Here is a 19,968-nt window from a genome sequence, read left to right on the forward strand (position 1 = left end):
GGCGCGCTGACCCTTGTCGCCCTGGCGCCGTTGCTTGGCGACCGTCCGCTGCGCTCCCGTGCGCTGATGGTCGCCATGGCCGAGCGTCGCCGCCAGTCTCGCTGACGCTTCAGCGCGCTGATATCGCCTGGCCGCGGGTGACCGCCGGCCTGTCGGCGGTGCTACCATAGGGCTCGTCTTTCATCCCCATGACGGAGAACCTTGATGCATCCCCCTCGACTGCTGCTCGGCGTCAACATCGACCATATCGCGACCCTGCGCCAGGCCCGCGGTACCCGCTATCCCGACCCGATTCAGGCGGCCCTGGTCGCCGAAGAAGCCGGCGCCGATGGCATCACCGTCCATCTGCGGGAGGACCGCCGTCATATCCAGGAACGCGACGTGCGCCTGCTGGCCGAGGTTCTCAACACCCGCATGAATCTCGAGATGGCCGTGACCGAGGAGATGCTGGCGCTGGCCGAAGAGGTACGTCCGGCCCACGTTTGTCTGGTGCCGGAGAAGCGCGAGGAGCTGACCACCGAAGGTGGCCTGGACGTGGTCGGCCAGTTCGACGCCATCGAAGCCGCCTGTCGCCGACTGGCCGCCGTGGGGGCAGAGGTATCGTTGTTCATCGATCCGGATCCGGATCAGATCGCCAGCGCCAGGCGCGCCGGTGCTCCGGCCATCGAGCTGCACACCGGCGCCTTCGCCGAGGCCGATAACGACAGCGAGCGGGCTCGCGAGTACCAGCGCATCGTGGCCGCCGCCGAAATGGGCGTCGAGCTCGATCTGATCGTCAACGCCGGTCACGGCCTGCATTACCACAACGTCGAGGCCATCGCCGCCATCCCCGGCCTCAACGAGCTCAATATCGGTCACGCCATCATCGCCCGGGCGCTGTTCGTCGGCCTCAAGGAGGCGGTGGCAGAGATGAAGCGACTGATGCTGGCCGGCTACGAGGCGGGGCTGGTCGCGGCCATCGACGAATTTGAGCAAGAGCACGAGCATGAGCACGACCACGACCATCAGCACTGAAGCGTTGCCGATGTCAACGCCGGCTCGAGGAGGTCTGTCTGTCGAGACCTTGCTCGGGAATACCGGGTCTGTCGGAGCCCTGGCATGATCCTCGGCATCGGCACCGACATCGCGCGGATCGAACGCTTCGATGCGGCCATTGCGCGCCATGGCGCGCGCTTCGCCGAGCGTATCCTGGGGCCGCTGGAAGCCGAGCGCTACACCGAGGCGCCACGGCCTTCGGCCTTTCTGGCCAAGCGCTTCGCCGCCAAGGAGGCATGGCTCAAGGCACTGGGCACCGGTCTTCGCCACGGCATGCGCTGGACCGAGATACAGGTGGTCAACGATCCCCTGGGGCGGCCGGAGCTGGTGGTCTCGGGGGAAGCGCTACGTCTGGCCGACCAGGCGGGCGTCGGCGCCTGTCACCTGAGTCTCAGCGACGAGAGCGATGTGGCACTGGCCTTCGTGGTGCTCGAAAGGCGTTGATCGTTGCGGGGGGGCTGCCCGAAGTGCGAGCGACAGTTGTCCGCGTCGGCTAAACCGGTCCCTTCAGTGGGGTTTCTCCGCTGTCCTGCTGCCAGCGCTCGACCTGGGTCATGGCCTGCTCCAGGGTGGGCAGCAGCGGACGAACCCCGTCGATCCCGCGTGAGCGAAGTCGGGTCTCGAGGGTTTCCACCAGCAGCGCCATGCGCGGCACACCGCAGTAGCGGCAGGCACCGTTGAGGGCGTGGATGCTATCGAGCAGGGCCTCTTCGTCCTCGGCCGCCAGCGCCGCCTCGATCTCTCGACGGGTCTCGTCCAGCGATGCCCCCAGGCTCGCCAGCAACTGCCTGGCCAGCGCCTCGCGCCCGCCAGCAAGGCGCGTGCCCAGGGCGATGTCGATGTCGGGCAGGTCGTTGCCCTGGTCATCGCTGTTGTCACGGGGCTGGCCCTGGTCCTTGCCAAGGTTCTTGCCAAGGTTCTTGCCATGCTCCTTGCCTTGCTCCTTGCCATGGGCCTGGTCTCGGACGGCCGGTTCGACCGAGTCATCGGCGTCACTGGCGTCCTGTCGATACTTGTCGGTGACCGGCGAGTTCGGCGCCGTGGTCGTCTCCGTCAGGCCGCTGCCCAGCCTTTCTCTAAGCAGGCGGTCGAGGCACTCGGTGTCGAGTGGCTTGATCAGCACATCGTCCATGCCGCTTTGCAGAAGCGCTCGGCGCTGGTGTTCCAGCACGTGGGCGGTCACCGCGATGATCGGTCGCTTCGCCCAGGCGGGGCTGAGTTGGCGGATCGCCTGGGTCGTCTCCACACCGTCCATGCCACCCATGCGAATATCCATCAGTACCATGTCATAGAGCTGCTGCTGGGCCAGCGCCAGGGCTTCTTCCCCACTGGTGGCCAGGGTCACGCGCCGCTCCGGGCCTTCCACCAGTTCTCGCAGCAGCAGGCGGTTGGTCTCACTGTCATCGACGATCAGCAGGCTGGCCATGGAGGTTTGCGTGTCCGGCGAAGGCGGCGGGGTCTGCGAGTTGTTCCACTGGGGCGGTGCAGCCGGGGCCGCTGTCGACGTCTCGTCGGGCACATGGGGCTGACGAGACGGTAGCGCCGGCGGGGACGTCGGCGCAGGCAGGCTCGGCCTGTGGCGAGTATCGGCGAGGGCGCCCTCCACCGCTTCCGCCAGGGTCTGGCGAGCCAACGGCTTGGACAGGACGCTCGAGCCATCGGGCAGGCCCAGTCCGGGCACATCCGGAAGTCCTGCATTGATCAACAGCAGGGTGGGGCAGTTGCGCTGCCTGAGTCGTGCGCGCAGCTCGCCGATGCGGCCCTCTTCGAGCTCCTCGATGGCGATGGCTTCCAGTGCCAGCGCAGCCTGCTGAGGGCTCGCCACAACCCGGGCGTCCCACTGTTCGAGCATATGCAAAAGGGCCCTGCGGGTGGGGCCGTGGGGTTCCTCGACAAAGATCGAGGCCTGGTCGAGCGCCAGTTCGGGGGCACGCACATGACTGACGGTGCTGGTCAGGGGCAGGGTGAAGTGGAAGGTGGAGCCGTGGTCGAGGGTGCTGTCAACGCCGATGGTGCCGCCCATCTGCCCGATCAGCTGCCGCGAGATGGCCAGCCCCAGGCCGGTGCCGCCGTACTGGCGACTGTGTCCGGCGGTGGCCTGGCGGAAGGCCTGGAACAGCCGTCGCTGCTGGCTGTCACTGAGGCCGATGCCGGTATCGCTGACGCTGATGCGCAGGGTGAAGCGCTCGTGGCGGGACTGTTCGACCATGACCCGCACGATGATCTCGCCGCGGTCGGTGAACTTGATGGCATTGTTGACCAGGTTGGTGATGATCTGGCGCAGTCGCAGCGGATCACCGGTGATTTCCGCCGGTACGTCGTCATAGATCAGGCTGAGCAGCTGCAGGCCCTTCTGCTGGGCCAGTGGCGCCTGCAGCCCCAGCACCTCGTCGACCAGCGACTGGAGGTCCACCGGCACCTGTTCCAGCACCAGACGACCGGCTTCCAGCTTGGAGAAGTCGAGCACATCGTTGACCAGCGACATCAGGTTGTCGCAGGCCCGTTGCACCTGGTCGAGCCACTCGCGCTGACGCGGGTCCAGCGACGAGCGCCCCAGCAGCCGGCAGAAGCCGATGATGCCGTTGAGCGGCGTGCGGATCTCATGGCTCATGTTGGCCAAAAACTCCGACTTGACCCGGTTGGCCTCCACCGCCTGGCGATGGGCCATGTCGAGCTCGATGTTCTGCACCTCGATGGTCTCCATGGACTCCTGAAGTTCCGAGGTGGCGTGTTCGATCTGCTGCTGCAGGTCTTCGCGCGCCCGCGCCTGGTGGTCGATCAGGGCGTTGACCCGGCGCCCCAGCTCGGCCAGCTCCAGCGGGTGGTCCAGCGGCAGGTGGTGGGGCTGACGACCGGCGGCCAGCTGGTCGAGCAGGTGGGCGATGTCATCCAGCGGCTGGGTCAGGCGGCGGCCCAGGGTGAAGGCCACCAGAAACAGCAGAAGGCCGCAGACCAGCAGGATCATGGCGCCCCTGGCGATATCGCTGTAGGTGGCGAGCAACAGCAGCGAGGCGTCGATATCGAGGATCAGGTAGGCGCCGTCCACGGCAGTGATCGGCGTCGTCAACACCCACTGGCGATAGTGCTGGGTCAACAGCCCCTGGCTGGGAGCCTCGACGTTCAGCGCTTCGGCCCGCAGTCGACCGAGTTCAAGCACCACCTGATCCTGCTGCACCAGGCGCAGGGCACGGACGCTGGGAATATCCATCAGGCGATTGGCAGCGGCCTGAACGCCGGCAATATCGTCCAGCGACAGGGCCTCGCCCAGCTCCGGGGCCACCAGCCGCGTGGCGGTAGAGAGGTTTTCTTCCATGGCGGCCTCGCGCAGGGCATGGTCCTGATACAAGGCGAGGCTGATCGCCAGCCCCAGCAGCAGCAGCGGCAGCCCCACGAGGGCTAGCATCAACCGTGTTCTCAAACTCATAGGCGCTGCGTTCCTGGCCGGGAATAGGCGCGGACGAAGAGCGGCCACCGCCGCCTCGTACGTCTCCATGTCACCCCATGGGACCATGCCTGTCCAGTGGCGAGGGGCGTCGATATAATGGCGTCAGATGACGTTACAAGGAAAGTCTTATGGAATTCCCCTACCTCGACCAGCTGGTCGGCAAGACCCCGCTGGTCCGCCTCAAGCGCATCAGCGCCGGGCGCAACAATGTGCTGCTGGCAAAGCTCGAGGGTGACAATCCGGCGGGCTCGGTCAAGGATCGGCCGGCCCTGTCGATGTTCGACGAGGCCGAAAAGCGCGGCGAGATCGCCCCCGGCGACACCCTGATCGAGGCGACATCCGGCAATACCGGCATCGCCCTGGCCATGGTCGCGGCGATGAAGGGCTATCGCATGGTGCTGATCATGCCGGAGAACGCCTCCAGCGAGCGCAAGCAGGCCATGGCGGCCTACGGTGCCAGGCTGATCGAGGTCAGCAAGGAAGGCGGCATGGAAGAGGCCCGGGACCTGGCCGATACCATGGTCGCCCGAGGCGAGGGCAAGTCGCTGGACCAGTTCGCCAATCCCGACAACCCGCTGGGTCACTATCGCACCACCGGCCCCGAGCTGTGGCAGCAGACCGACGGTCGGATCACCCACTTCGTCAGCTCCATGGGGACCACCGGCACCATCATGGGGGTGTCGCGTTACCTGAAAGAGCAGCGCGCCGATATCGAGATCATCGGCCTGCAGCCCGAGGACGGCGCCAGCATCGCCGGGATTCGTCGCTGGCCCGAGGCCTACCTGCCGAAGATCTTCGAACCCCAGCGGGTCGATCGGGTACTGGACATCGGCCAGCACGAGGCCGAAGAACACATGCGCCGACTGGCCCGGGAAGAAGGAATCCTGGCGGGGGTGTCCTCTGGGGGCGCCCTGGCCGGGGCGCTCAGGGTGGCCGAAGAGGTCGAGAACGCGGTGATCGTGTTCATCGTCTGCGACCGGGGAGATCGTTATCTCTCCACCGGTCTGCTGGCGCCGGAGTCCTGAGGTGGCTGGACTGGGAAAACGCCGTCCGCCGCGTCAGCGCTCCGGCGTCTCGGGGCTTGCTCACAAGCGCCCGTCGGACACTCGCCGGGCCTACCAGACCGACACGTCCGATGAACTGCCCGACGAGCTCGAGATTCAGGGGCTGTCCCACGATGGCCGCGGGATTGCCCGTTCGCCCGCCGGCAAGACCCTGTTTGTCGAGGGGGCCTTGCCCGGCGAGCGGGTCAGGGTGGCGGTACATCGCACCCGCAAGCGCTACGACGAGGCCCACCTGCGTGAGCTGATCGAGGCCGCGCCGACCCGGGTGACGCCGCCCTGTCCCTACATCGAGCGCTGTGGCGGCTGTGATCTGCAGCATCTGGAACTCGACGCCCAGCGTCGTCACAAGGCCGTCGTACTGTCGGAGCTGCTGGCCCGTCAGGGCGTCGAGGTCGACCTCGAGCGCATCGAGGTGCTGGCCAGTGATGACGTCGCCTATCGTCGTCGCGCGCGCCTGGGCGTCAGGGTCGATGCCGACGGCGGCATCCATCTGGGCTTTCGCGCCAGGCGCAGTCACCGACTGGTATCGGTGGAGAGCTGCACCGTTCTGGTGCCGGAGCTGTCGTCGCTGCTGGCACCGTTGCACCAGCAGCTGGCGAGCCTCGAGGCGCCACGCCAGGTCGGCCATCTGGAACTGCTGGCCAGCGACGGCCAGGTGACCCTGGTGATCCGGCAACTGCGTGAGCAACCCGCGGACCTGGCACGCTGGCGTGAATGGGCCGGTGAGCGAGGCATCGCCGTCGGCGTGCTGGCAGGCCGTGAACAGGTTCGCTTCGAGTGGCTGGTGACCCCGGCCCGAGGACTCCAGGTGACGGTCCCGTCGGCGCGTGGCCCGCTCAGCCTCGGCGTCGGACCGAGCGACTTCCTGCAGGCCAACGCCCAGGTCAACCAGCGCATGATCGAGACCGCGCTGGATTGGCTGGGAACACCTCACCGGGTCGATGAACCCCTGCTGGATCTGTTCGCCGGGATCGGCAATTTCAGCCTGCCGCTGGCGGCGTCGGGCTACGCGGTGAGCGCGGTGGAAGGCTCGCCGGAGATGACCGCACGCCTGGCCGACAACGCCGCGGGCGCGGATCTGGACGTGGCTGCCCTCCAGGGCAACCTGCATGACGAAGGGCAGGTGGCGAGGCTGTTGCGTACCCATGATGCCGAGGTGGTGGTACTGGACCCACCAAGGGAAGGGGCCGAGGCGCTGTGCCGGGCACTGGCCAAAAGTACGGTGTCCCGGGTCTTGTATATTGCCTGTGATCCCGCCACGCTTTCTCGCGATGCGGCACACTTGTTGCAGGGAGGTTATCGTCTGCAACGGGTCGCCATGGCGGACATGTTCGTGCACACCTCGCACCTCGAGTCGATGGTACTGTTCGAACGCCAGGGGCCGTCGCCACGCCAAGGAGTCAGGAAAGATGGTTAAAGTGCGGGAAGACCAGCCGTTGACCGCGGATGGTCGGGTCGATATCGATCAGTGGGTCGCGCGGCTGCAGGACGACGTCAAGCTGGCCGACGCCGATGAACTGGTCGAGGCCTGCCAGCTGGCGCAGTCGCTGGAGCAGGCCTCCGAGCGGCCCCACAAGTCCTGGTTGAAGGACGGCTCGAGCTTTCGCATGGGCCTCGAGATGGCCGATATCCTCGGTGAGCTGCGCCTGGATCAGACCGCCATCGAAGCCGCCGTGCTGTATCGCGCGGTGCGTGAGAACCTGATCAAGCCCGAGCAGGTGGCCAAGCGTTTCGGCCGCGAGGTGGCGAGCCTGATCGAAGGCGTGCTGCAGATGGCCGCGATCAGCAATACCCAGGCCACCACCGCCGGCCTGCAGCAGCAGGATCAGCAGGACAACCTGCGCAAGATGCTGGTCAACATGATCGACGACGTCAGGGTGGCGTTGATCAAGATCGCCGAGCGCACCTGCGCCCTGCGCCAGGTCCGCGATGCCCCGCGCGAGAAGCAGGTGCGGGTCGCCCGCGAAGTGTTCGACATCTACGCTCCGCTGGCCCACCGCCTGGGCATTGGCCACCTCAAGTGGGAGCTCGAGGACCTGTCCTTCCGCTACCTCCACGAGGACGACTACAAGACCGTCGCCCGGCAGCTGGCCGAGAAGCGCCTGGATCGCGATCGCTACATCCAGGAGGTGGTGGAGACCCTGAAGTCGCTGATGTCGGCCCAGGGCATCCACCAGTTCCAGGTGGACGGTCGGGCCAAGCACATCTTCTCCATCTGGCGAAAGATGAAGCGCAAGCGCATCGACTTCTCCCAGGTCCACGACGTACGCGCGGTGCGCATCCTGGTGCCCACGGTGCAGGACTGCTACACCATGCTCGGCATCGTCCACTCGCGCTGGCACACCGTGCCCGACGAGTTCGACGACTACATCGCCAACCCCAAGAAGAATGGCTACCAGTCCCTGCATACGGCGGTCATCGGCCCCGAGAACAAGGTGCTGGAAATCCAGATCCGCACCTTCGCCATGCATGAAGAGGCCGAACTCGGGGTCTGCGCCCACTGGCGCTACAAGGGCCACGATACCAATGCCCGCAGCGACAGCTACGAGGAAAAGATCGCCTGGCTGCGTCAGGTGCTCGAGTGGCACGAGGAGATCGGCGAATTCGGCGACCTGCGCGAGGGCCTGACCAGCGACGTGGCGCCGGATCGTATCTATGTGTTCACCCCGGACGGTCACGTCATCGATCTGCCCAGGGTCGCCACCCCCATCGACTTCGCCTACCGCGTGCACACCGAGGTGGGCCACCGCTGTCGCGGCGCCAAGGTCAACGGTCGCATCGTGCCGCTGACCTACAAGCTCAAGACCGGTCAGCAGGTCGAGATCCTGACCGCCAACAAGAGCGCCCCGAGCCGTGACTGGCTCAATCCCAACCTGGGCTTCGTGCGCACCTCCCGGGCCAGGGCCAAGATCCAGTCCTGGTTCAAGCACCAGGCGCGTGACCAGAACCTGGAAGAGGGCAAGGCGCTGTTCGAGCGTGAGATGAAGCGTCTCGACGTCCACGACATGGACCTCGCCACCCTGGCCCAGAAGGTCAACTACGCCAATGCCGACGACATGTACGCCGCGCTTGGCGCCGGCGACCTGCGTATCGGTCAGGTGCTGCACCAGGCCCAGCAGCTGTTCGGCGACAGCGATGAGCAGGAGCACCTCGACCGGCTGCTGGCCAAGCCGCGTCAGAAGCCGGCCAAGACCCCGGACGGCGAGATCACCGTGCTGGGCGTCGGCAACCTCAAGACCAACATGGCCAACTGCTGTCATCCGGTCCCCGGCGAGCCTATCGTCGGCTTCATTACCCAGGGCCGTGGCGTGTCGATCCATCGCCAGGACTGCCCCAACATCCTGCAGCTTAGGGTCGACGAACCCCAGCGGGTGATCGAGGTGGAGTGGGGCGAGCGCTCTAGCAGCCAGTACCCGGTGGATATCGAGATCCAGGCCTGGGACCGCTCCGGTCTGCTGCGCGACGTCACCGCCGTGCTCGGCCAGGACAAGGTCAACGTGCTCTCGGTCAACACCCTGACCAACACCGACGACGGCATCGCGCGCATCTCGATCACCGCCGAGGTGGACGGACTGGAGACCCTGGGCCGGCTGTTCTCCCGCATCCAGCAGCTGCCCAATATCATCGAGGTCAAGCGCAAGCGCGGTCAGGGAGGGCGTCGCACATGAGCCGGCGCTATTCCATCGATGACCTGCTGACCCTGATGGCGGTGCTGCGGGACCCCCAGCAGGGCTGCCCCTGGGACGTCAAGCAGCACTGGGACACCATCGTCCCCCACACCCTCGAGGAAGCCTACGAGGTCGCCGACGCCATCGAGCGACGCGCCTTCGACGAGCTGCCGGGGGAGCTCGGCGACCTGTTGTTCCAGGTGGTCTACTACAGCCAGTTCGGCAGCGAGGAAGGGCGTTTCGATTTCCATGACGTGGTGCACACGCTGACCGACAAGATGCTGCGTCGCCATCCCCACGTGTTTCCCGACGGCACCCTTGAATCCCGCCGCCAGGGCGTCAGTGCCGCCGAGGTCGAGACCCGTCAGGTCCACTCCCGCTGGGAGGCGCTCAAGGCCGAGGAACGGGAAGGACGCAGCGGCCCGCAGCAGGGCGAGGCCGAAGCGGTGGTTTCTGTCTCGGCGCTGGATGACGTGCCGCGGACCCTGCCGGCGCTTAGCCGCGCCGCCAAGCTGTCCAAGCGCGCGGCCCGGGTGGGCTTCGACTGGCCGGACACCGACGGGGTGCTCGACAAGCTCGAAGAGGAGCTGGGCGAGATTCGCGAGGCGCTCTCGGCCGGGGATCGCGACCACGCCGCCACCGAGGTGGGCGACCTGCTGTTCGCCACCGTCAATCTGGCGCGCACCCTGGGAGTCGACCCGGAAGCCTGCCTGAGAGGCACCAATCAGCGCTTCGAGAGCCGCTTTCGCCATATGGAGCGGTCCCTGGAAGCCCAGGACACGCCGCTCGGCCGGGCCTCGCTGGAGCGCATGGAAGAGCACTGGCAGCAGGCCAAGCGTGCCGAACGCGCCGAGCCGTCCGATCCGTTCGATCCGACCATGGACTGACGAGGCCGGCCAGACCCTATCGATAACAAGGCGGGGCCGCACGCTCGGGACCCGCTGGACACCACACCCAAGGAGACCCCATGAGCCACGATCTGCACGAATCCTTGCGCGATAACGTCCGCATCCTCGGCGACAGCCTGGGACGCACCATCGCCGATGATCTCGGACCCGAGTTCGTGTCACGCATCGAGACGATTCGCGGACTGGCCAAGCGGGGCCGCCAGGGCGAAGAGGCCGGCCAGCAGGAGCTGATCGAGTACCTGCGCCGGCTGCCGGAGAAAGACCTGTTGCCGGTGACCCGGGCGTTCAATCAGTTCCTCAACCTGGCCAACATCGCCGAGCAGCACTACCGTGCCCGCTTTCGTCGGGTCGAGGACTACAAGCCCGGGATGCAGCCGGTGCTCGGTGAGTTGCTCGAGCGCGCCCGGCGCGAGGGTCACTCGTCGCGCACCCTGGTCGAGACGCTGGCCAACATGCGCGTCGAGCTGGTGCTGACCGCCCATCCCACCGAGGTCATCCGGCGCACCCTGATCCAGAAGTACGACGCCATCGATGACTGCCTCAGCGCCATCGAGTCCTCCAGCGAGTACCCCGAGCGGGCTGCCAGGGCCAAGGGCCGGCTCGAGGAGCTGATCAGCCAGGCCTGGCACACCGACGAGATCCGCCACGACCGTCCGACCCCGGTGGACGAGGCCAAGTGGGGCTTTGCGGTGATCGAGAATTCACTGTGGCAGGCGGTGCCGGACTTCCACCGGGATCTGGACAACCTGCTGCTGGAAAGCGCCGGCGAGCGTCTGCCGCTGGACGCCGCGCCGCTGCGTTTCGCTTCCTGGATGGGCGGCGATCGCGACGGCAACCCCAACGTCACCGCCCGGGTCACCCGGGAGGTGCTGCTGCTGGGCCGCTGGATGGCGGCGGACCTGTACCTGCGTGATCTCGAGCAGCTCAAGATCGAATTGTCCATGTGGAGCACCAACAGTGCCCTGCGTGCCGAGGTCGGCAACGTCGCCGAGCCCTATCGCGAGCTGCTCAAGCGTCTGGTGGCGAAGGTCGAGGCCACCCGCGACTGGGCCAAGGCCGAACTCGACGGTAAGAGCTATGACGGCGGGCCGATCATCGAGACCCGGGATCAGCTCTATGCGCCGCTGCTGGCCTGCTACCGTTCGCTGTGCGACGTCGGCCTGGACACCATCGCCAACGGTGTACTGCTCGATACCCTGCGCCGCGTGGCGGTATTCGGCGTCACCCTGACCAAGCTCGACCTGCGCCAGGAGGCCAGCCGCCACGCCCTGGTGATGGAAGAGCTGACCCACGACCTGGGCCTGGGCAACTACCGCGAATGGAGCGAGGAGCAGCGCCAGGCCTTCCTGCTGGCGGAGCTCGAGTCGACCCGGCCGCTGATCCCGCGGCGTTGGGAGTGCTCCGCCGAGACCCGTGAGACCCTGGACACCTTCCAGGTGGTCGCCGCCGAGCACGGCGAGGCGCTGGGCACCTACATCATCTCCATGGCCGCGCAGCCTTCGGACGTGCTCACCGTGGCGTTGTTGATGAAGGAGGTGGGGGGCCGTGTCGGCATGCCCATCGCACCGCTGTTCGAGACCCTGGACGACCTCAATCGCGCCGGCGACGTCATCGATCGGCTGCTGGCGCTGCCCGGCTACCGCCAGTTCGCCGGTGATAGCCAGGAGGTGATGATCGGTTACTCCGATTCGGCCAAGGACGCCGGCCAGCTGGCGGCGGCCTGGGCCCAGTACCGCGCCCAGGAGGCGCTGGTCGATGTCTGTGAAAGCCACGGTGTCGACCTGACCCTGTTCCACGGCCGCGGTGGCACCGTGGGCCGTGGCGGCGGTCCGTCCCACGCCGCCATCCTGTCCCAGCCCCCAGGCTCGGTGAACGGCAGCCTCAGGGTGACCGAGCAGGGCGAGATGATCCGCTTCAAGTTCGGCCAGCCCGATATCGCCCTGCGCTCCATGGAGATCTACGCCTGCGCGGTACTGGAGGCGTCGCTGCTGCCGCCGCCCAAGCCCAAGCCGGCCTGGCGCGACGAGATGGACCGCCTGGCCGAGATCGCCCACGGTGCCTATGTCGGTGTGGTTCGCCAGGACCCCGATTTCGTGCCGTACTTCCGTGCGGTCACCCCGGAAGGGGCGCTGGGCCGCCTGCCGCTGGGCTCACGGCCGACCAAGCGGCGTCAGGACGGCGGCGTCGAGACCCTGCGCGCGATCCCCTGGATCTTCGCCTGGACCCAGATCCGTCTGATGCTGCCGGCCTGGCTCGGCACCGGCGAGGCCTTCGCCACCCGCCTGGCCGAGCCCGGCGGACTCGAGGTGCTGCAGGAGATGCGCGAGCAGTGGCCGTTCTTCGGCACCTACCTGGACATGCTCGAGATGCTACTGGCCAAGGCCGACGTGGAACTGGCCGCCTACTACGAGCATCGCCTGGTGGACGAGCCGAGCCTGGAGGCCCTGGGCAACCGCCTGCGCGAGCGTTTCGGCAAGCTCAACGAGGAACTTCTGAAGATCCTCGATCAGCAGGAGCTGCTCGAGAAGACGCCGCTGATTCGCCAGGCCATCGAGGTGCGCAACCCCTACATCGACCCGCTGCACGGCCTGCAGGCCGAACTGCTGCAGCGTAACCGCGACGCCGACGGCGCCATCAGCGCGGACCTGTCCCGCGCCCTGATGGTGACCATGGCGGGGATCGCCGCTGGCCTTCGCAACACCGGCTGACGCCACCGCGAGCGATACCCTGAACACCCAGCGCCCGGCCAGATGGCCGGGCGCTGGCGTCTTGGGTGAGCGTATCGGTTGGGTGTGTCGGTCGGGCGTTTCGGGATGTGTTGTGGATGCCGACGTTTCAGTCGGACGAGCTCGACCGATCGCGCTTGAGCCGTCGCATCAACCAGGACTGGCTGACGCCAAGGCCCTGGGCTGCCTTGCGGGTGCTGCCGGCGCGGGACAGAGCGTCATCGATGGCCTGGCGTTCGATCTCGGCCAAGCGCTCGGGCAGGGGGCGGGAATCATCCAGTGGCAGCGACAGAGCCCCGTCGCTTGGGCCGTCGTCTTGCCACGAGCTCTTGCGCGAGCCGTTGAGGGAAACGCGGTCGGCAAGGCTAGCGGGCACAAGCTCCGGGTGGTCGAGGGCCAGATCGTCGATGCCGATGGTGTCGTCTTCACAGAACACGCTGAGCCGCTCGAGCAGGTTTTCCAGTTCGCGCACGTTGCCAGGCCAGGAGTGGTGGGTCAGCGCCCTCAGCGCGTCGCGCTCCAGGGTGATACGGCGCTTGTGGCGGCGGGATATCCTGGCCAGCAGCTGATTGGCCAGACCGGGGATGTCCTCGGCGCGCTCGCGCAGCGGTGGGATCTCGATGGGCACGATATTGAGTCGGTAGTACAGGTCGGCGCGGAAGCTGCCATCCCGCACCCGGGCGGCCAGGTCGGCGTTGGTGGCGGCGACGATGCGTACCTCGGCCTTGCGCGGCTTGCCGCCCAGCGGGTGGTACTGACGTTCCTGCAGCAGTTGCAGCAGTTTGGGCTGAAGCGTCAGCGGCAGTTCGCCTATCTCGTCGAGAAACAGGGTGCCGCCCTCGGCCAGGGCCACGTAGCCGACCCGCCCGTCGCGATGGGCGCCGGTGAAGGCGCCGCGCTCGTGGCCGAACAGCTCGGCTTCCAATAGGGCCTCGGGGATCGCCGCGCAGTTGACGTGAATCAGCGGCTTGTCAGAGCGCGGGCTGAACTGGTGCAGGCGATTGACCAGCCAGCTCTTGCCGACGCCGGTCTCGCCGCTGAGCAGCACCGTGGTGTCACTGGCGGCGGCGCGCTCGAGGCGCTCCAGACACCGGCGATAGCGCGGGCTGCGGCTGGATGAGGCGGGGCTGGCCTCCGTCGCTACCTGCTCCTGACGGATACGCTTGAGCTGATGCATGACGTGATCGAGCAGCGCCTGGGTGGTGTCCGGCGAGCGCGAGGCCAGTACGTCGCGGTCCAGGTTGCGGGCCTGGACCAGCACCGCATCGGGTTCACCGGAAGGGTCGCCGCCCAGGTGAAACAGGCTGCCGTTGACCAGGTAGTCCTTGCCGCGATAACGGTGGACCACGCTGACCGGTCGCCGCTCATCGATCACGAAGCGGGTGACCGAAGGCGAGAATACCCCTTCCTCCTCGAGCCGGTAGACGTCGCTCTGGTAGAGGTGTTCCGCGCTGGCATCGAGCTGTGACAGGCTCGCCTGGTTAACCCACAGCGGGCGTCCCTTGAGGTCGGTGATGAAGATGCCGTCCTCGAGGGCGTTGAGGATGGCCAGTAGCTGTCGGGGCATGAGGGGGCCGTGGTTCATCGAGGCTCCAGGCAGGGTCCAGAACGTCAATGGTGTGCCGGGAGCGCGTGTTAGTAAAGCCAGGCCGGCGCCTCACGGCGCCGGCCTGGTGGATCAGTGACAGCAGCGGTGACGGTGGGCTCAGGTCCCCAGCTTGCTGAACAGATAGCCCCACAGCGCGCCTGCGATGATCACGAACAGCACCATGATGCCCCACACCTGGCGGTATTCGCGCACCAGCTCGCGGGCGCCATCGGGGCGGGCCAGGATGTCGCGGATGGTGGTATCGGACAGTCGCCTTGCACGAATGTCGTCGAACACCTTGAGCTCGTACTCGGAAGGCTGGCTCTTCAGTCCCACCGCGATCAGCGCCAGGGTGCCGAGCAGGATGGCCACCTGCAGGTTGTCGATATGCAGCGGCAGGCTGACCAGGCCGTGGCGCTCGAGTTCGCCCACCACGATGAAGGTGATCGAGCCCACCAGCATGCAGGCCAGCGCGGCGTTGGCGTTCATCCGACGCCAGTGCATGGCGGCGACGATGGTCGGCAGCCAGGCCACGGCAAAGATCGCGCCGGCGTAGATCGAGATCCAGTAGATGCCCGCCGGGCGCGAGATCGCCACGGCGCACACTACCAGCGCTACCACCGCCTGGGAGATGCGGCCGAGTACCACGCCCTTGCGTTCGCTGACCTCACGGTCGAACAACTTCTCGTAGAGGTCGCGGGCCAGGGCGAAGCCGGTCAGCACGAACAGTGTCGAGGCGGTGGACATGATTGACGCCATCAGGCCGGCCAGACCGATACCGGCCAGGGTCGGGTTGGTGTGTTCCATGAAGCCGACGATCATGGCGCGGTCGGTGGGCTCGATGCCGGGCTGGATCACCTGCATGGCGCTGGCCGCCAGAAACACCAGCAGCTGCATGGCCGGGGCGAAGAACACGCCGATCACCGCCACCTTGAGGATGACGAAGTCGTTCTTGGCCGGAAAGACGCGGGACACCAGCGCCGGGGTGCAGGCAAAGAACAGGATCCACACCAGGAACTGGGAGATCGACCAGCCCAGCGGGCGGTCGTTGGCGCCCCCCACGGTCCAGAAGCCGGGCAGGGTCTCGCCGAGGCCCTTCATCGCCTCGAAGCCGGCGTCGCCGATCAACATCGGTGCGATGACGAAGGCGATGGCCAGCATGGTGAAGAACATCATGGTGTCGGTGTAGACCACCCCATACATGCCGGACAGCGAACAGAACGCCAGCAGTGCCAGGGTGAAGGCGACGATGATCACCGGGAAGGGGATATCGATGATCTCGGCCAGCACCAGGCCGGCGCCGATCAGCTGGATGATGCCGTAGCCGAGCAGGCCGATCACCATCAGGATCAGTGCGACCACGCTGACCCACTTGTTGTTAAAGCGGTAGTCGAAGAAGTCCATCATGGTACGGCAGTTCAGCGCCTTCAGCTTGCGACCGATGAACACCACCGCGATCAGGGTGCCGACCCAGGCGCCGAAGGAGCCCAGCGCCGCGATCACCAGCGGGCCTTCGCTGTAGGAGATGCCGGCGATCCCCATCAGGGTCACGGCGCTGAGGAAGGTGGCGGCCAGGGTTCCGACGATCAGCAATGTCGAGCCCTGCTCACCCATGACGTAGAAGTCGTCCTTGTTCTTGATACGGCGTGCCAGCAGGGCCGCCACCGCCACGTAGGCGGTCAGTACGATGGCGAAGATGGCCAGGGTCATGACAGGTCTCTCAGGTCAGATGAAGTCTTGTTGTGGTTGGTGGTGTCGGCCGAGGAGGAAGCCGCCGCCTCGTCCTTCAGGCGACGAATGGTCGGCCGGTATTCGCGCAGCAGGATGACGCCGACGATGACCACCGACAGGGCGGTGGTCAGAAAGGCGTTGGCAAACAGCAGCAGCACATGGGAGTTGATGTCCATAAGGTATCTCTTGTTGTGAATGGCCTGAGCGTCCGGGGAGCGAGTCGGCTGATCGGGCAAAGGGCCTTTGATGCTATTCCGACTCGGTGAATCGAAATCGATTCATTGTGGATTGTTCAGGGCGCTGATGGCGATCTCAGTCGCGCTCGGCGCGTGCCAGCACCGCGTCGCACAGCAGTTGGGTGCCCAGCGCGCAGTGCTCAGGCTCGGCGTATTCGGCCTCGTTGTGGCTGATGCCGTCGCGGCAGGGCACGAAGATCATCACCGTGGGGGTGACGTGGGACAGGTGCACGGCGTCGTGCCCGGCGCCGCTCATCATGCAGGGGGCGTCGAGCTCGCGCGCCTTGACGGCCTCGCGCAGGGAGTCGATCAGGGCGTCGTCGAAGGGGGTGACCGGAGAATGCCAGCGGCGCTCGAACGTCAGCTCCACGCCCTCGGCGTCGGCGGCGTCCCTGGCCAGACGTTCCAGTTCGGCATCCAGTGCATCGAGGCGTTCGTCGCTGACGTGGCGCAGGTCCAGCAGCAGGCGGACCTCGCCGGGGACCACGTTGCGCGAGGGCTCTACCACCTGGAAGTCGCCCACGGTCAGGCGCGCAGCGCCGTCCGGGTCCGCCATGACCACCTCGCGCATGCGCTGGATCATGGCGGTGGCGGCGAGCAATGGGTCACGGCGATAGCTCATCGGCGTGGGGCCTGCGTGGGCCGACTGACCGCGCAGACTCAGGTCGTACCAGCGGATGCCCTGGACCCCGGTGACGATGCCGAGGGGATGGCCCTGCTCCTCGAGCACCGGGCCCTGCTCGATGTGCAGCTCGAAGTAGGCGTCGAGTTCGGGTTCGCCCAGGGGCAGATCGCCGGCCTCGCCGCAGGCCGCGATGGCCTCGCCCAGGGTGACGCCCTTGCTGTCGCTGGCGCCGAAGAAGGTCGCCTCATCGAGGCGGCCGGTCCAGACGCCGCTGCCGCCCATGGCCGGGGCGAAGCGGCTGCCTTCCTCGTTGGTCCAGACGATCAATGACAACGGTCGGCGTGTGGTGATGGCGTTGTCGTGAAGGCTGCGCAGCACCTCCAGGCCCGCCAGTACCCCCAGCACGCCGTCGAAGCGTCCGCCCAGCGGCTGGGTATCCAGGTGGCTACCCATGGACACCGGGGGCAGGTGGTCCTCGCGTCCGGCACGCCGGATAAACAGGTTGCCGGCCTTGTCACGCTGCCAGGTGCAGCCCAGCGCCTCGACCCAGTCCAGCAGCAGGCGGCGCCCATCGGCGTCTTCAGGGGTCATGGCAAGACGGCGGCTGCCGCCGTTGGGGGAAGGGCCGACCTCGGCCATCTGCATCAGGCTGTCCCACAGGCGGTTGGCGTCGATATCGATGGAGCGGTGGGGGATCGATGACATGGCAGGAGATTCCTTGTGATTTGGTGTTATGCCAAACCACCAAGCTATTCTCATGCCGTACTCAGAAAAATGTCTTTAAAACAAGCGCATAAAGATGAGATATGGCGCAAGGCGACGTCAAGAGTCACTGCGTGTAACGCGATCGAGTCGATTCCGACTCGGTTTGCCGGCGGGGCTAGAAGGGGAGGTGGAACGAGGCCGTAATCATATTCAGATGCTCAAGCTCGGGGTCATTGACCTCCTCGAACTCGACCTGGCCGATCCAGCTGCGGGTCATCCAGCGGGCCCCGAGACCCTGGACCCGGGTGGAGCCACTGGTGGAATCGAAGGTGTTGCGACCGGTGACCGGATCGCTGACCCACTGGGCCATGCCGGTCTTGCCGTAGACGCCGAAGTGGCCGACACGGAAGCCGGCGACCAGGCTGCCCCCCAGGCTGGTCACGTCCTGGACATGCTGGCTGTCGCTGGAAGACATGGGGACGTCATCGCTTTGTCGATAGCGCAGCTCGGCCCCCAGGTCCCAGCCGGTTTCCTGCTGTGGCGCCATGCCGGCGGTCAGGCGGAAGCCGGAGGTGTAGCCGTCGGGAGTGTGGACCTTGTCGCCCTGCACCAGGACGCCACTGTCGAGCCTGACGATTTCCTGGCCCATGCCGGAAAAGGCCGGGGTGGCCGAGTGGGCAGCGTCATTGTCGGCCAGCGGGTCGGCAGCGTCTTCGCTCGCCAGGACAGGGGCCGAGAAGGCGACAAGGGTCAGTGCCGCAAGCAGGCCCGCCAGCAAGGTGTGCGACGTGGGGCGTCGAGCGGGGAGAGAGGGCAAGCGACAAGCAGTCATCATGGTTGTCCTGGCGGAATAGCCTCCGCGGGTGGCACCTGATCGATCATGCTTCGGTTTTATTCAAGGGCTCGGCACTCAATTCTAGACTCAGCCAACTTAAATCTCAGCAACCTCAGCTCTCACCTTGGCTCTCAATCTTGACGCGGCTCATTTTGAACGAGGCTGATTGAGAACACGGCGCAGTGTGAGCGCAGCTCGTAGTGAACATGGCTCACAAGGGCAAGACCGTATGCGGGGACACGGACTTGTTCGAGGGCCGGCCCGGCAAGGTGATTCGAGTCGATATTCAGGTGGGAGTCGAATCACTGCCAACCGTTAAAATAGCAATCGCTTTTGTGTACCGCCAGCCTGGGTTTGCTCGTTTCAGGCATTCAGAAAGCGCCAATGCGCGTCGAGCTGGGGGCAAGGGAGGCCCAGGCGTGTGGCGGCCTCGCGCAGCGGGCCGAGGATGGCGTCGTGTTCGGTGGGCCGGCCGGCCTCGATATCCTGCAGCATCGAGGCACGGTTGGCGGCGGTCCGCTCGATGACCTGCCAGACCAGGGCGCGCCAGGCGCGGTTGCCATCGTTGACGTCGCTGGCAGCAATGTTGATGGAGGGAACGTCGATGGCGGGAGCGGGAATCTCCAGTGCCGCCAGGATCTGCGCCACCTCGTCGACGGTGGCGTCGACCATGTCGCGGTAAGGATGCCCGCGCAGCTCGCCATTGCGCAGTCGGTAGCGTGCCACCAGGGGGTTGATGGCGGCGTTCACCGCCAGCTTGTGCCACAGCCGGGTGGCGATATCGTCCACCGCCTCGGTGGCCAGGCCGGCGGCGCTCAGGGTGGTGGCCAGTGATCTGGCCAGGGCTTGGGTCTGGAGAGCGTCAGTCCGGAGGGGGTGGGTGTGGGGGCCGTGGCCTTCGCCTGGATGGCCGTCGAGGCCACCGTCGAGATGACCGATGACGGTCTGACCCTGGCCGGCGTGGACGACGCTGTCGTCCGCCTTGATAAAGGCGCCCTCGGTGGTGGAGGCGCACAGCACCGGCCCGCTCCAGGTATCGGTCAAGGGTCGCTGCACGCGCAGCCCGTTCTGCCACAGCACCAGCGGTGTGGCGGCAGGCAGATGGTCGGCCACCGCAGCGAAGGCTGCCCTGGCGGCGTAGGCCTTGGTGGTCAGCATGACCTGGTCGACATCGACGCAGGCAAGGCGTGGCTCGGTGGTGGTGGCCAGTTCAAGGCGCTGGGTCGTGCCATCCGGTGAGGTCAGGGTCTGGATCGTCGGCAGCGGTCGCCGCCCCAGCAGGCGCACGCTCTGGCCGCCAGCGGCAAGCCGACAGGCCAGCAGGCGGCCGATGGCGCCGGGACCGATGATCAGTGTGGTCATGTGGTGCTGCCTTTACGGGAGGGGCGGCGTTTACGCCCGG

14 protein-coding genes are annotated in these 19,968 nt (G+C 66.6%); 7 read left to right on the top strand and 7 right to left on the bottom strand.

Going from position 1 to position 19,968, the window contains the following annotated elements; all coding sequences use genetic code 11:
- Window positions 1-204: 204 nt before the first annotated feature.
- Together pdxJ and acpS are read left to right on the top strand one after the other, a co-directional pair.
- On the top strand, window positions 205-1,014 hold the full coding sequence (gene pdxJ / locus NH448_RS21125; RefSeq protein WP_253029395.1) for a pyridoxine 5'-phosphate synthase: 810 nt from the start codon (window positions 205-207) through the stop codon (window positions 1,012-1,014).
- 84 nt (window positions 1,015-1,098) lie between these two features.
- Window positions 1,099-1,479 carry a holo-ACP synthase gene (acpS, locus tag NH448_RS21130; protein ID WP_108132704.1) on the top strand — a complete coding sequence of 127 codons (381 nt, stop codon included), beginning with the start codon at window positions 1,099-1,101 and terminating at the stop codon, window positions 1,477-1,479.
- A gap of 49 nt (window positions 1,480-1,528) precedes the next feature.
- Here acpS and NH448_RS21135 read toward each other — a convergent pair whose 3' ends face one another.
- Window positions 1,529-4,459, bottom strand: a complete 2,931-nt coding sequence (locus tag NH448_RS21135) for an ATP-binding protein (protein ID WP_253029396.1) — start codon at window positions 4,457-4,459, stop codon at window positions 1,529-1,531.
- Window positions 4,460-4,608: 149 nt separating this feature from the next.
- Here NH448_RS21135 and cysM point away from each other — a divergent pair, with 149 nt between their 5' ends.
- The 5 genes from cysM (at window position 4,609) to ppc (ending at window position 12,828) form a co-directional block, all read left to right on the top strand.
- The gene (gene cysM, locus NH448_RS21140) at window positions 4,609-5,505 is read left to right on the top strand and encodes a cysteine synthase CysM (protein ID WP_045993187.1); all 897 of its coding nucleotides are present in this window, start codon (window positions 4,609-4,611) and stop codon (window positions 5,503-5,505) included.
- A 1-nt stretch (window position 5,506) separates the two neighbouring features.
- Window positions 5,507-6,961 (top strand): 23S rRNA (uracil(1939)-C(5))-methyltransferase RlmD, encoded by a 1,455-nt coding sequence (rlmD, locus tag NH448_RS21145; protein WP_253029397.1) that lies wholly within the window; start codon window positions 5,507-5,509, stop codon window positions 6,959-6,961.
- On the top strand, window positions 6,954-9,212 hold the full coding sequence (gene relA, locus NH448_RS21150) for a GTP diphosphokinase (protein WP_108132708.1): 2,259 nt from the start codon (window positions 6,954-6,956) through the stop codon (window positions 9,210-9,212). The genes rlmD and relA overlap by 8 nt, the downstream gene beginning before the upstream one ends.
- On the top strand, window positions 9,209-10,099 hold the full coding sequence (gene mazG, locus NH448_RS21155) for a nucleoside triphosphate pyrophosphohydrolase (protein ID WP_222516990.1): 891 nt from the start codon (window positions 9,209-9,211) through the stop codon (window positions 10,097-10,099). Before relA ends, mazG begins: the two co-directional genes overlap by 4 nt.
- Window positions 10,100-10,179: 80 nt before the next feature.
- Window positions 10,180-12,828, top strand: coding sequence for a phosphoenolpyruvate carboxylase (ppc, locus tag NH448_RS21160; protein WP_045993191.1), 2,649 nt, complete (start codon window positions 10,180-10,182; stop codon window positions 12,826-12,828).
- Between the two features lie 127 nt (window positions 12,829-12,955).
- Here ppc and NH448_RS21165 read toward each other — a convergent pair whose 3' ends face one another.
- The 6 genes from NH448_RS21165 to NH448_RS21190 all read right to left on the bottom strand — a co-directional run bounded on the left by NH448_RS21165 (window position 12,956) and on the right by NH448_RS21190 (window position 19,928).
- Entirely contained in the window at window positions 12,956-14,431 is a 1,476-nt protein-coding gene (locus NH448_RS21165) for a sigma 54-interacting transcriptional regulator (RefSeq protein ID WP_253029398.1), read from the bottom strand.
- A gap of 120 nt (window positions 14,432-14,551) precedes the next feature.
- Window positions 14,552-16,144, bottom strand: coding sequence for a sodium:solute symporter family protein (locus tag NH448_RS21170; protein WP_045993192.1), 1,593 nt, complete (start codon window positions 16,142-16,144; stop codon window positions 14,552-14,554).
- Entirely contained in the window at window positions 16,141-16,341 is a 201-nt protein-coding gene (locus NH448_RS21175; protein WP_045993193.1) for a hypothetical protein, read from the bottom strand. The genes NH448_RS21170 and NH448_RS21175 overlap by 4 nt, the downstream gene beginning before the upstream one ends.
- A gap of 136 nt (window positions 16,342-16,477) precedes the next feature.
- Complete coding sequence (locus tag NH448_RS21180) at window positions 16,478-17,731, bottom strand: M20 family metallo-hydrolase (protein WP_253029399.1); 1,254 nt, start codon at window positions 17,729-17,731, stop codon at window positions 16,478-16,480.
- A gap of 175 nt (window positions 17,732-17,906) precedes the next feature.
- Window positions 17,907-18,566 carry an outer membrane beta-barrel protein gene (locus NH448_RS21185; protein ID WP_222516995.1) on the bottom strand — a complete coding sequence of 220 codons (660 nt, stop codon included), beginning with the start codon at window positions 18,564-18,566 and terminating at the stop codon, window positions 17,907-17,909.
- 363 nt (window positions 18,567-18,929) lie between these two features.
- Window positions 18,930-19,928, bottom strand: coding sequence for a 2-dehydropantoate 2-reductase (locus NH448_RS21190; RefSeq protein WP_253029400.1), 999 nt, complete (start codon window positions 19,926-19,928; stop codon window positions 18,930-18,932).
- Between the last annotated feature and the right edge of the window lie 40 nt (window positions 19,929-19,968).

Source organism: Halomonas sp. OfavH-34-E (assembly GCF_024124525.1).
Lineage (GTDB): Bacteria > Pseudomonadota > Gammaproteobacteria > Pseudomonadales > Halomonadaceae > Halomonas > Halomonas litopenaei.